This is a genomic window from Pediococcus claussenii ATCC BAA-344 (assembly GCF_000237995.1).
In the GTDB taxonomy this organism is placed as follows: Bacteria; Bacillota; Bacilli; order Lactobacillales; family Lactobacillaceae; genus Pediococcus; species Pediococcus claussenii.
The window spans coordinates 995,866-1,009,016 of the sequence record NC_016605.1 but is presented as its reverse complement, the minus strand read 5'-3'; the positions used below and the strand labels follow the sequence as shown (position 1 = coordinate 1,009,016).

The window sequence follows — 13,151 nt, the reverse complement described above, 5'->3', positions numbered from 1 at the left end:
GATTATGGTAAGAAAACGCATAAAAAATATTTTAATAATCGGCTCAGGAACCACAGAAATTGGTAAAGATACTGAAACTGATGCAGCTTCAATACAAATCATCAGAGAATTGGCAAAATTAGATTTGAATCTTTTTTTTGTGACCGATGACGCCAATTCGGTGATTTCTAGTTTGGGTTTAAAGGTTCATTTTATTGTTAGTGAGTTAAACGTGAATCATCTAATTACAGTGATTCGTGATCGGAAAATTGACACGATTTTACCAATCTTAGGAAATAGTCGGGCCCTTCAATTAGTTGAACAATTGAATGAGGCAGATATTATTTCTGATTTGGATTTAAAGATGCTAGGTGTTACATTAACCACGATTCACAACTTACAGAATCCTGAACTTATGAATCGAGTTCTTAGACATATCAAAGAACCAACAATTCCAACTACTGTTGTTGAAACGCCCGAGGATGCAATTAAATTTGCGAAAAAGGTTGGTTATCCAATAATTATTAAACCAATTGCCTCATTATCCAAAACAAATCGGCAACAGTGTGAAAATGAATTTCAATTAATCGAAAACTTAGAGAGTAGTTTTAAAGTTTCATCAACAAATCAAGTTGCTGTAGAAAAAAGTATTGTAGGATATAAAGAAATCGAAATGACGGTGCTGAGGGACTCAGAAGGAACAAAGTTGGCAATTAATGGTGCCGAAAACTTCAATCCGGTTGGGGTGCACGCTGGTGATTCTATAACCTTTAGTCCCATCCAAACCTTAACAGATACCGAACGACAAACTTTGCGTGAGTCTGCTTTAAAGGTTGCAGAAGTTTTTCGAGTTAAGGGTGTTTGTCACGTTCAATTTGCGTTAGAACCGATTTCAGGTCGTCATTTTATTACTCGAATTAACCCATTCTTTGATCGTACAACATCCTTCGCTGCAAGGGCAACGGGTTATCCAATTGCACCAGTGGTAGCCCACGTAATTATGGGTAAAAATTTGCGTGATATTGAATTACCTGGATTGAATGAGGACGCTTTAGCTTTAATTGAGCCGACACTAGATCACCTAGCTGTTCGTTTTCCAACATGGTCTTTTGCAAGTTTTAAAAATGCCGATCAAAACTTGAATACACAAATGAAATCAACTGGGGCAGTAATGGCATATGGTAGAAGTATGGAAGAAGTCCTTGAAAAGGCTATTCGATCGGTCGATTCTAGTACAATTGCTGAGCAGGCATCACTAGATGAGTCACAGTTAAGTGAGGCTCAGTTGATTAATGTATTGGTTCATCCAAGGGCAGGAGAACTTTTTTATCTCTTAGAAGCACTTAGAAGGGGATATACAATCGATGAACTTGCTGAAATGACAAAAATTGACGCCTTTTATTTTTACAAACTGTATCACATTATCCAAATTGAAAGAGATTTACGTGAGAACCTATTTAGCATTGATTCGTTGGAAAATGCTAAATATTATGGGTTTGGTGATACGCAAATTGCTCATCTATGGAAGACCGAGTACGACCGAGTGCGGCACTTTAGACTAGAGTACAGTAAATTGAAACCGACATTTAAGTCAATTGAACCAACTGCCGGAGAGTTTGACTTTGATTCTACTGTTTTCTATTCCACATTTGAAGATGAGGATGAATCATTTACAAGTGATGATCGTAAACTTATACTTTTGGGTACGGCTAATAATCAGGTTGGTGCAAACGGGGCGGCCGAATATACTACAATTCAGACGATTTTAGAAGCCAAAAGATTAGGGTACAAGATTATTTTAATTAATAATAATCCGAGCGCAATTTCATTGGCCCCGGGATTTGCGGATAAAGTATATCTGGAACCACTTACAGTTGAAAATTGTTTGAATATTTTTAATATTGAAAAGCCTGACGCTATTTTAGCGCAAGGAAAGTGGGAAATTGTTAATAAACTTGTAGATAATGGAATTGTAATTAAACAATTACCTTTAAGTAGAACTACTCGCTCTGAAAATGTCGATTCTGATTTTATGTTTGTTACTCTTAAATCTAATGAGAAGATCAGCGTTTTGGGGAAAATTAGAACAAATGAGGAATATCTAAGTACTGATTTATCTGCTTTGTCTCAAGAAGTTTCAAATAAAGCCAAACGTTTAGCGGAACGTGAAACCTCTAGAATGGAAGAAAACGGAATTTTTACAGTTATTTTTAAAAATGATCGTGGACATTTAACCCTAACAAGTATTGCGCCACTTTCGGTTCAAGACTTACCGTTTATAAGTTTTGCAACGGGTACAAATATGACTTCACTTCTAGTTGATGTTACATTGGGACAGTTCACTAAATTGGACAATATCCAAAAGATAACTCGAAAACATAATTACACTTATAAACATGTTTATCCTTACAAACAATTTGGATTGATTGAACCGCAAAAACCTCCTTTCTCACTCGCAATTGGTGCAGAAATTAAACGTTTATAAGAATTAAGCTTGGTAAAATTTGCACAACTTGATTTTTTTATAGTAACAAGTTGGAATATTTTAATCTAAATTCAGTATCTAGGAATAAGGATTTTTATTGCTTACATTTTTAAACCCAGCGGATTTGAAATAAATTAAAAAGAGTTCGGAATTTTATTTCGAACTCTTTTTTAAAACTATTCAAATTGAGCGTCATATAATTTTTTATAGTAACTGTTTTGTTTAAGAAGGTTTTCGTGAGTGCCAGATTCTACGACCCTACCTTGATCCATCACGATAATGTTATCGGCATTATGAATTGTCGAAAGTCGATGAGCAATAACAAGTGATGTTCGGTTAGTTAAAAGGTTATTTAAAGCATGCTGAATAGCCTTTTCAGATTCATTATCTAGGGCGGCAGTGGCTTCATCTAAAATTATTACTTGTGCATCTTTTAGCAAGGCTCTGGCAATTGAAATTCTTTGCTTTTGACCGCCTGATAGTTTAATTCCACGTTCACCAACCTGCGTATCTAGTCCATCTGGTAATTTAACAATATAATCATCAATATTTGCCATTTGGGCAGCTTCGTGAATATTTTTGTCTGAAATATCACTTTCTCCATACATGATATTCTCTCGAATTGTTCCATCAATAATATCAACGTCCTGAGATACAATTGCAATGTTGTCCCTCAATGACTTAATTTTAATGTCTTTGATCGGGATATTATCGAAAAATATGTTTCCAGACGTAACTTCATAGAATCTAGTTAGGAGCTTGGTGATTGTTGTCTTACCAGCACCAGAATGACCAACCAATGCTGTTGTTTTTCCATAAGGAATATTAAAAGTAACGTTATTTAAAGCGTTACTTCCATCATTGAAGTTAACATTATCGGTTGAATATGAAAAAGAAATGTCATCTAACTTAATGCCTTGCTTAATTTGCGGAAAATTTTCTGCATCGGGTGAATCGATGATTTTGGGCTGAACGCCAATAACATCGATGATCCTACCATATGAAATTAAAGATTGTTGAATTTGATTTAATAGTTGCGTAAAAGAACGAATTGGGCTTTGTAACATAGCAACATAGCTAATATAGGCGACCATTTGACCAACAAGAAGTTGACCTTTGATTACAAAATATGAACCAAGCAAAAGTATAATCGCTGTACCTAGATAGTTCACAAAATCAATTGAAGGCGAAAAAATTGCTTGGTTTCTTGATGCCTCAATCATGTATTGACGGTTTTGATCCGCAAATTGATCGAATTTTTTGCTTTCGGCTTTTTCATTCGTGAAGCTTTTTATAAGTTGGATTTGGGTTAACGTATTTTGCATCTGATTTGACATGTCCGCTTGAGAGACACGTGCATTCCTAAATGCTGTTCGAATACGGGTCCTAAATATACGGTAAATAAAAAACATTAATGGGAAAGTGATACTAACCGCAAGAGCCATTTGCCAATTAACGATGATAATAAATACTAACACGCCAACGAATGTAAAGAAATTACCAATAATTGAGAGCATGTTTGCCGATATAAGGCTCTGCAAGTTATTAATATCACTGGTTAGCCGAACCATTAAATCACCAGTTTTGCTTGATTCAAAATAAGCGGAATCAAGGCTTAAAATATGTCTAAACAGGTTCTCACGAAGTGTCAAAATTGAATTTTGACTCATAATACTCATATAATAGGTGGAAAAATAATTGAAAACACCAAGTAACACAGCTGCAAGAATCATCAATGCAACGGAATAAAATAATTTAGTCATACTTTTATCAGGAATAATTTTATCAATGATGTATTGAGTAAATTGTGGCATTACAAATTGAAGTGCTGTAATAATTATGAGCGCAGCAATATTTAGGAAAAGAAGCCGTTTCTTTTGTAGAACGGTTTGAAAAACATACCTAAACATGCTTAATAAGGTGACTTCTTTTTTCATGATATTCCTCCATTTATTCTTTGTATATTAACCCTAGAATAATAGACACAATAGATTCTAAAGTCAATCTTTATGTTTTTTACTATATTTTATGAAAAAGTAAAGAAGAATTACAAATTTTGAATATTCAATTATAATTAATATATCAAGACAATAGAACGGAGAAAAATTTATGAACATAGGTATTGATAAGATAGGTTTTTTTACAAGTGATTTATTTTTAGATATGGCAGAGTTAGCCACTGCAAGAAATGAGGATCCAAATAAATATTTAATTGGAATTGGGCAAAAAAAGGCGGCCGTAATCCGTAATTCTCAAGATTCTGTGACACTCGCAGCAAATGCAGCTTCTAAAATTATTGATGACGCAGATCGCCAAAAAATTGATTTAATACTTTTTGGCACGGAATCTGGAGTTGATAATTCAAAATCAGGATCAGTGTATTTACAGCATTTATTAGGCATTAATCAATCTGCAAGTGGAGTCGAGTTAAAACAAGCTTGCTTTGGCTTAACAGCGGGTATCAGATTAGCAATGGGCCATATAATGATGAAGCCAGACAGTAGGGTTTTATTAGTTGGCTCTGACATCGCAAGATATGGGCTTCATAGTTCAGGCGAAGTAACCCAAGGTGGAGGAGCAGTTGCAATGATAATGAGTGCAAATCCACGCATTATGACTATCTCAAAAGAATATTCACATTACACGAAGGATATTATGGATTTTTGGAGACCACTCGGATTTTCGGAAGCTTTGGTGGATGGCAAATACTCTTCGGATGAGTTTATTCAGTTTTTTCTAAAAACTTATAATGCGTATAAAGATATGACAAAGTTAGAATCATCCGATTTTGAGGCATTGGTATTTCATCTTCCGTTCACCAAAATGGGATATAAGGCACTACGAGCGGGAATTGAAGATGAAACAGTTGAAGAACAAAATCGGTTATTTGAGGCCTTTGATGAATCCAAACAACTATCACAGATTGTGGGGAATTTATATACCGGTTCTTTATACTTGAGTTTGATTTCACTTCTGATTAATCGAGAACTTAAGCAAAATGACATAATTGGTTTGTTTAGCTATGGCTCAGGGGCCGAGGGAGAATTCTTTAGTGGTAAGATTAACAATTATGACAAGCAATCTTTAATTGAAAGTTTGAAGTGGTTAGATCAGCGTAAGCAAGTGACTGTTAAAGAATACGAAAGAATCTACCTGAGCGCAATGTTGGATAGTGATGATTTTGAAACTGATTATAGAGAAGATCCAGCAAAATTTATTTTAAAAGGGCAAAAAAATCATCAAAGAATTTACGGGGAACATTGATGATTATAAAAAAAATGGTACTAAAGCAAAGAGATGGATGCTTTAGTACCACTTTTTATTAATTCGCTATTTACTGAAAAAGTTATATGTTACATTTTGATCCTTAACGGCCAAAAGTTTTTGATTTGCTTTATCAGGATTTAACAGTTGTAGGGTGTATCCCTTGCCAAGGTCGTTTTCGATTGATTTGGATGTTGTTTTAAAGTTTGTAACCATCTGATCAAAGTTTGCTTCATTGGCCTGATTAGGATTGGCAATAATTTGACGAAGTGGCTTCACGAAACTAGAAGCGGTTGGTAACAAGGAATAAGTTTTAGTAGAACCGTCAAAACTTACTTTACCAATGGACTTATAACTTTCTCTAACGGAGTTAAGGATTGAATTTTCTGATAATTCTTGCTTAGCTTCACTTTGGCTGGAACTATTATCGGTTAATTGATTTAACGGAAGCTTGTTTGTAAGACTATCCGCACTAGTGCTATCTACTTGCGCTGATTGATGGTCTCCCTGTTTTAGAGCTTTTGGAACTTGGAGAGATGAATATAATAACCCGGCCCCGACCAATAAAGTCAATAGAATGGTCAAAAGGGGATTTTCTCGGTTTGTGATAACCATTGCAACCCGAAACAACAATAGTATAAAAGCGATACCTAAAATTATTGCCAAATAAAGCATACGTTTCTCCTTATCATTTTTCACCATTATACATGTTCAACATTATAATCGGCAAATTCACAATAAAATCTAATAATAAGCATATATATTTACTTATTTTATAATATAGTAACTATAAAATGAGGTGAAACAGATGGGGATGACTTTTGAAAAGGGCACTTTGGTTAAATGTCGATATGTTGAATCAATGTTAAACCCAATTATAGGTAGGGTTTTGAATCAATTAGGAGATACAGTAATTATTGAAGTTCTGCACTATTCTGAGGTTGACCGAATCAAATTGAAAAGGAAAAAATATCTTCTTGAATTAAAAATAGTTCATTGTGAAGCGATAAAAATTCGCAAAATGAAAAAAGTTCAAAATAAAAGATATTAAAAGGGGTCAGGCAACACTAAAGAATAATTTTTTCTATGCCCAAATAATAAAAATACGAGAAATAAGGCAAGTGATTTCGCTTTTTAAACTCATCACTTTTCAACTTATATCTCGCTTACTTTATTGTCTCGAATAAATAATAGTTAAAAAATCTGATTCCGAAACAAACCAACAACCTTACCCAGGATAGTCACATTTGAAAGAATAATTGGTTGCATAGTGTCATTTTCGGGTTGTAGTCGAATATGATCAATTTCTTTGAAGAATCGCTTGCAGGTAGCCTCATCATCCTCAGTCATTGCAATCACAATATCTCCATTATCAGCGCTTTGTTGTCGGCGAACAATAACTTGATCACCAGAAAGAATTCCAGCGTTAATCATACTCTCCCCACGAATGGTTAACATGAAGAGGTCTTTTTGGCTCTCCTTGTACTCATCAGGGACGGGAAAATAATCGGTTGCTTCTTCAACAGCTAAAATTGGTTGCCCAGCAGTTACTACACCAAGCATTGGAATAGTATCTTCGTTGGTTTCAATTCCAAGTTCTTCCAATCCAGCTGCCGTAACCTCAAGAGCTCTGGGTTTAGTAGGATCTTTTTGTAAGAAGCCCTTTTTTTCGAGTCGTGAAATATGACCATGGACTGTTGAGGTAGAGGATAAACCGACTGCTTCACCAATTTCGCGAACAGTCGGAGGATACCCTTTTTCAGTAACTTTTTCATGAATAAATTGTAAAACAGCAAATTGCTTGTCACCAACTTTTACAGTCATTGCGTAACTCCTTAATTTATTTAACATAATCATACCATGTCCAACTTTCCTAATCAAACTTATGTTCGTATTTTTTGCTTTTTGATCTTTCATGGTAGTATTATTATAAAAAAGATTGGAGTGTGGAGTATGGCTGATCAAGAAATGCAAAAGTTAATTAAAAGAATTAATGAATTAGCAAAAAAAGCCAAAGAAGATGGCTTGAGTGATCTTGAAATCATTGAACGTAAAGATTTACGCCAAAAATATTTAAAGAAATTTCGCGAGAGTTTTCGTAGTCAGGTAGAAATGATGCAGATTTTTGATAAAGATGGTAAAGAAGTTACTCCCCAAAAAGTCAAAGACGCCCAGCGAAAAAAGGGGTTGCGTGATTAATTTTTTCTTCCGTTTTATTGTTTTTTTGTGTAGTATATAAGATATGTAACAGTGTAAGGAGGAATTAACGTGTCAACTGGAATTTGGATTGCAATAGTAGTTGTTGCTGCATTAATTGGTGCAGTAGCTGGTTTTTTCATTGCTCGTCGATACATGGAGACTTATCTTAAGAATAATCCTCCAATCAATGAAGAGATGTTGCGGACGATGATGTTACAGATGGGACAAAAACCGTCACAAAAGAAATTACATCAAATGATGACTTCAATGCAGAATCAAGCCAAGAAGGGCTAATTTGTTTGTAAGATTGCTAAATAATAACTATAAAAAAGAGGCCAGAAAAATTTTGGCCTCTTTTTTATAGTTATTATTTTTTGGAAGAGACATCAACATATTTAAATGCCGGGTCAATTTCTCGATCAAGTGATATAAATTCAGCATTTAGTTGAGACTCAAGAGTTGCTAAATTCTCTTCGTTCATTCTCATTTTTTTGTCAATTTGAATTGGTTTTCCAAAGGCAATTTTTATTTTACGACGTGAAAATAGGCTTTTAAATGTTAGTGGCCCTTGGTAAACCGCTGGAACAATTGGCACTCCAGCAAGTTTAGCGATTACAAATGCGCCACTTTTAAGTTCTTCAGAATGGCGGGTTCCTGACGGAAATATGATTGTTGAAAGATTGCTATTTTTCAGCAACTTTACTGGTATTTTTATTGCAGATGGTCCAGGATGTTGCCTATCAACGGGAAAAGCATTTAAACTAGTTATTAACCAGCTTAAAAATTTATTTTTAAATAATTCTTGTTTGGCCATAAACGCAAACTTTTTGGGCGATGCCGCCATTGCATATAAAACAGGATCAAACCAAGTACGATGAGGTGCGACTAAAATATAGTTTCCCTTGGGAAGTTGTTCCTTGTTGTATGACCTTGGTATGCCATTGATTAGATATATTAAGGCGAAAACGATTCCGCGGATAATTGAATAGAACATTTGATTTTTTTCCTTTTTTTTGTAATATTTACTTCAGTCAGTATGACGAATTTTAGGAAAAGTTTCAACAAGTTGGAGAGTAGTTTTGAAGCCAAAAATAAAAATAAATGAACGTATAGATCAATTATATAGCAGTGACGTTAAAATTATACAGAGCTCGCAAGTGTTTTCATTTTCTCTTGATGCCGTTCTGTTAGCTCATTTCACTAATTTAAACGCAAAACATGATAGGAATATTGTTGACTTATGTGCGGGTAACGGAGCTGTTGGTCTCTTTTTATCTCCAAAGACCGAAGCAAGAGTTACATTGGTAGAAATTCAGTCACTTTTGGCCGATATGGCTAGTAGAAGTATTCAGTTAAATAATTTAGAAAATAGGTTCCATGTTGTTAATGATAGTATTGCTAATATTTTTAAATATTTGTCTAGTGATTCAATTGACGTGGTAACCTGCAACCCGCCATATTTTGTTAACAGGGAACAAAGCATTAAAAATGCAAATAAATATCTCACGATTGCTAGACATGAAGTATTAACGTCCCTGAGTGAAGTATTAGATGTATCATCGCGATTGTTGAAGATGAACGGAAAGCTGTTCATGGTGCACAGGCCGGAAAGATTAGATGATATTTTATTTGAATTGAAGGCGCATCGCCTTGCACCAAAAAGGATTCAATTTGTGTATCCACACGTTAATGATAATGCTAACATGGTTTTAATTGAAGCTATCAAAGACGGTGGCCCGAATGGGGTAAAGATTATTCCGCCAATAATTACGTATTCAGGAAGTGATTATTCTAAAGAGGTTGAAACAATACTATATGGAAATACCGATTAAAAATGGTTTCTATTTTTATGTTCTACTTTGTCATGATGGTTCATTATATGGAGGGTATACCGTTAATATTATTAATCGTGTAACAACACATAACTCTGGAAATGGTGCCAAATATACTAAACCATCAAGTAGAAGACCCGTCCAGCTTTTATACTTTGAACAATTTGAGAATCAACATGACGCCTTAAGTGCTGAATATAAATTCAAACATCAAAGTCGACAAAAAAAGATTGAATTTTTAAAACTTAAAAATGTTTCTCTTTAATGGAGTTGATTACTGGTGTGTTATACTCAACCAAAACGGATGAAAGAGGTAACAAACGATGAAAATAACGGCATATGGTATTCGAGAAGATGAACGACCATATTTAAATGAATGGCAAGAAAAAAACAATATTGAAGTTCAAGCTGTTAGTGAATTACTGGATTCTGAGACGCTGGAATTAGCAAAGGGCTCTGATGGTGTCGTTGCATTTCAACAAAAGCCTTATACTGATGATATTTTTAGTAAAATGAACCGGTTCGGAATTCATGCTTTTTCATTGCGAAATGTGGGAGTAGACAATCTGTCTTTCAATGCATTGAAAGAGAATAATGTAATGTTGTCAAATGTCCCAGCATATTCACCTAATGCAATTGCAGAGTTATCGGTTACACAATTAATGGCATTAATTCGAAGAATTCCTGATTTTCAAGCAAAAATGAAAAGAGGGGATTTTCGCTGGGAACCAACTATTGCACTTGAGCTTAATCAAATGACTGTGGGTGTGATAGGTACTGGAAGAATTGGACGCGCCGCAATAGATATATTTAAAGGATTTGGCGCAAAAGTGATTTGCTATGATGTCTTTCTTAACCCTGAACTTGAAAAAGAAGGGGCGTATGTTGACACGGTTGAAGAACTTTACAAATCTGTTGATGTTGTAACGTTGCACGTTCCCGCATTGAAAGATAATTATCATATGCTTGATGACAAGGCATTTAATAGTATGAAGGATGGAGTGTTCGTTTTAAACTATTCTCGTGGTTCCTTAATTGATACGGCAGCTCTAATCAGAGGACTTGATAGTGGGAAAATTGCTGGAGTTGGATTAGACACTTACGAAAACGAAGTTGGTATTTTTGAGATAGATCATGAAGATCAGCCAATTGATGACGAGATGTTTAATAATTTAAATGCACGAAGAAATGTAATGATTACTCCTCATGCTGCATTTTATACTACTAATGCAGTTAAAAATATGGTCCAAGTGGCTTTAGACAATAATAGAAGCCTTATTGAAAACGGTACGTCCCAGAATCAGGTAGATTTGGGATAACTTCTCTAGAAAAAACTTGCTTTGAACGAGATGCTACGATACAATGATAAACGGTTTAGTAACCAAAACACACTAAGTTAGAGATTGAGGTAGTGCCGAAAGGTCCCGAAATCCACGAAGACTTAGGAGGAAAAAACTAGGAGGTAGAATAACATGCCTGTTATTTCTATGAAACAATTGTTAGAAGCCGGTGTTCATTTTGGACATCAAACCCGTCGCTGGAACCCTAAGATGAAGCCATACATTTTTACAGAACGTAATGGTATTTACATTATTGACTTACAAAAAACTGTTAAATTAGTTGATAATGCCTACAACTTCATTAAAGGTGTTGCCGCTGAAGATGGTATTGTACTTTTTGTTGGTACAAAGAAACAAGCACAAAATGCAATCGAAGAAGAGGCAAAACGTGCTGGTCAATTCTATGTTAACCATCGCTGGTTAGGTGGAACTTTAACAAACTGGAACACAATTCAAAAACGTATCAAGCGTCTTAAAGATCTTAAAAAGATGGCTGAAGATGGTACTTTTGATCGTCTTCCAAAAAAAGAAGTTGCTCTTTTAAATAAACAAAAAGATAAGCTTGAAAAATTCTTGGGTGGTATTGAAGATATGCCACGTATTCCAGATGTTATGTTTATCGTTGATCCTCGTAAGGAGCAGATTGCAGTTCAAGAAGCTGAAAAACTTAACATTCCTGTTGTTGCAATGGTTGATACTAACTCTGATCCCGATCAAGTAGATGTAATTATTCCTTCTAACGATGATGCTATTCGTGCCGTACGTTTAATTACTGCTAAAATGGCTGACGCTGTTATTGAAGGTCGTCAAGGTGAAGATGATGTTGACGCTGCTGAAGAAGCTCCTGCTCAATCAGGCGTAAGCAAAGATTCTTTAGCTGATTTAAAGAAGTCAGTTGAAGAAGGATCAGATTCCGAAGAATAATAACACTCGGGCTGTCTCAGTTTTTGACCTTTTGGGCCGGAGATTGATGACAGCCTTTTATGTGAAATAATTATGAACTAGGAGGCCAGTATAATGGCAAGTATTTCTGCAAAACAAGTTAAAGAATTACGTGATAAGATCGGTGTCGGCATGATGGATGCCAAAAAAGCCTTAGTTGAAACAGAGGGCGACATGGAAAAAGCAATTGATTTTCTTCGTGAAAAAGGGATCGCCAAGGCTGCTAAGAAGAGCGACCGAGTAGCCGCAGAAGGCTTGGCTGATGTTGAGTCACATAATAATGCTGCTGCTATCGTAGAAGTTAACTCTGAAACAGATTTTGTTGCTTCTAATGATCGTTTTGTCGACCTTGTAAAAGAAATCGCATCACAAGTTGCTTTAGAAAAGCCAGCCAACATAGAGGATGCTTTAGCACTTAAATCAACAAACGGAACGATTAATGATGACATCATTGAAGCAACTCAAGTAATTGGTGAAAAAATTTCACTTCGTCGTTTTGAAGTTGTTGAAAAAAATGATGGAGAACATTTTGGAGCATACCTACACATGGGTGGTAAGATTGCATCTCTTGTTGTTCTTGAAGGTGCTGATGAAGAAACTGCTAAAGATGTTGCAATGCACGTTGCCGCTATTAATCCAAAGTATGTAAATCGTGACCAAGTTCCAAGCGAAGTTTTGGAACACGAACGTGAAGTGCTTACAAAGGAAGCTGAAACGGAAGGCAAGCCTGCTAATATCATCGAAAAGATGGTTGAAGGTCGGTTAAATAAGTTCTTATCTGAGATGAGCCTTGACGATCAAGAATTCGTTAAGGATCCAGATCAAACAGTTGCTAAATATGTCGCTTCTAAAGGCGGTAAGGTTAAATCATTTATCCGTTACGAAGTCGGTGAGGGTATAGAAAAGAAGAATGTTGATTTTGCCGAAGAAGTTAGAAAAGAAATGGGCAAATAATATATATTAAAAAAGGGAATCGTAGCGATTCCCTTTTTTTATGCCTTCATTAGCAGTTACAGTACGTTACTTTTGACAAACTTTATTTTAAAACAAAGTATTTTATAAAAATTACATTAAGAACGGTTCAACAATTTTTAACTTTTAGTAATTATG

At 35.1% G+C, this 13,151-nt stretch carries 14 protein-coding genes; 10 read left to right on the top strand and 4 right to left on the bottom strand.

The window, feature by feature from the left end; all coding sequences use genetic code 11:
• Positions 1-4: 4 nt before the first annotated feature.
• The gene (locus PECL_RS04820) at positions 5-2,464 is read left to right on the top strand and encodes an ATP-binding protein (RefSeq protein WP_014215470.1); all 2,460 of its coding nucleotides are present in this window, start codon (positions 5-7) and stop codon (positions 2,462-2,464) included.
• Between the two features lie 176 nt (positions 2,465-2,640).
• On the opposite strand, the gene PECL_RS04815 is transcribed toward PECL_RS04820, so the two are convergent.
• The gene (locus tag PECL_RS04815; RefSeq protein ID WP_014215469.1) at positions 2,641-4,401 is read right to left on the bottom strand and encodes an ABC transporter ATP-binding protein; all 1,761 of its coding nucleotides are present in this window, start codon (positions 4,399-4,401) and stop codon (positions 2,641-2,643) included.
• A 172-nt stretch (positions 4,402-4,573) separates the two neighbouring features.
• Between PECL_RS04815 and PECL_RS04810 the strand changes: the two genes are divergently transcribed.
• Positions 4,574-5,728: a hydroxymethylglutaryl-CoA synthase gene (locus PECL_RS04810; protein WP_014215468.1), complete on the top strand. Its 1,155-nt coding sequence runs from the start codon at positions 4,574-4,576 to the stop codon at positions 5,726-5,728.
• A gap of 66 nt (positions 5,729-5,794) precedes the next feature.
• On the opposite strand, the gene PECL_RS04805 is transcribed toward PECL_RS04810, so the two are convergent.
• Entirely contained in the window at positions 5,795-6,403 is a 609-nt protein-coding gene (locus tag PECL_RS04805; protein WP_041534618.1) for a hypothetical protein, read from the bottom strand.
• Positions 6,404-6,536: 133 nt separating this feature from the next.
• On the opposite strand from PECL_RS04805, the gene PECL_RS04800 reads away from it, so the two are divergent.
• Positions 6,537-6,779: a hypothetical protein gene (locus PECL_RS04800; RefSeq protein WP_041534617.1), complete on the top strand. Its 243-nt coding sequence runs from the start codon at positions 6,537-6,539 to the stop codon at positions 6,777-6,779.
• A 143-nt stretch (positions 6,780-6,922) separates the two neighbouring features.
• Here PECL_RS04800 and lexA read toward each other — a convergent pair whose 3' ends face one another.
• Positions 6,923-7,552 carry a transcriptional repressor LexA gene (lexA, locus tag PECL_RS04795; protein ID WP_041534616.1) on the bottom strand — a complete coding sequence of 210 codons (630 nt, stop codon included), beginning with the start codon at positions 7,550-7,552 and terminating at the stop codon, positions 6,923-6,925.
• 129 nt (positions 7,553-7,681) lie between these two features.
• Between lexA and PECL_RS04790 the strand changes: the two genes are divergently transcribed.
• Both PECL_RS04790 and PECL_RS04785 read left to right on the top strand, forming a co-directional pair.
• Positions 7,682-7,927, top strand: coding sequence for a DUF896 domain-containing protein (locus PECL_RS04790; protein ID WP_041534615.1), 246 nt, complete (start codon positions 7,682-7,684; stop codon positions 7,925-7,927).
• Between the two features lie 69 nt (positions 7,928-7,996).
• Entirely contained in the window at positions 7,997-8,221 is a 225-nt protein-coding gene (locus PECL_RS04785; RefSeq protein ID WP_014215463.1) for a YneF family protein, read from the top strand.
• A gap of 73 nt (positions 8,222-8,294) precedes the next feature.
• Here the strand turns inward: PECL_RS04785 and PECL_RS04780 are convergent, their stop codons facing one another.
• On the bottom strand, positions 8,295-8,921 hold the full coding sequence (locus PECL_RS04780; protein WP_014215462.1) for a lysophospholipid acyltransferase family protein: 627 nt from the start codon (positions 8,919-8,921) through the stop codon (positions 8,295-8,297).
• 85 nt (positions 8,922-9,006) lie between these two features.
• Here PECL_RS04780 and PECL_RS04775 point away from each other — a divergent pair, with 85 nt between their 5' ends.
• The 5 genes from PECL_RS04775 (at position 9,007) to tsf (ending at position 12,995) form a co-directional block, all read left to right on the top strand.
• On the top strand, positions 9,007-9,759 hold the full coding sequence (locus tag PECL_RS04775) for a tRNA1(Val) (adenine(37)-N6)-methyltransferase (RefSeq protein ID WP_014215461.1): 753 nt from the start codon (positions 9,007-9,009) through the stop codon (positions 9,757-9,759).
• Positions 9,743-10,024 carry a GIY-YIG nuclease family protein gene (locus PECL_RS04770; RefSeq protein ID WP_014215460.1) on the top strand — a complete coding sequence of 94 codons (282 nt, stop codon included), beginning with the start codon at positions 9,743-9,745 and terminating at the stop codon, positions 10,022-10,024. The genes PECL_RS04775 and PECL_RS04770 overlap by 17 nt, the downstream gene beginning before the upstream one ends.
• A 58-nt stretch (positions 10,025-10,082) precedes the next feature.
• Positions 10,083-11,078: a D-2-hydroxyacid dehydrogenase gene (locus PECL_RS04765; RefSeq protein ID WP_014215459.1), complete on the top strand. Its 996-nt coding sequence runs from the start codon at positions 10,083-10,085 to the stop codon at positions 11,076-11,078.
• Positions 11,079-11,231: 153 nt separating this feature from the next.
• A complete protein-coding gene (gene rpsB / locus PECL_RS04760; RefSeq protein ID WP_014215458.1) occupies positions 11,232-12,023 on the top strand; it encodes a 30S ribosomal protein S2 in 792 nt (263 codons plus the stop codon).
• A 93-nt stretch (positions 12,024-12,116) separates the two neighbouring features.
• On the top strand, positions 12,117-12,995 hold the full coding sequence (gene tsf, locus PECL_RS04755; RefSeq protein WP_014215457.1) for a translation elongation factor Ts: 879 nt from the start codon (positions 12,117-12,119) through the stop codon (positions 12,993-12,995).
• The last annotated feature ends 156 nt before the right edge of the window (positions 12,996-13,151 follow it).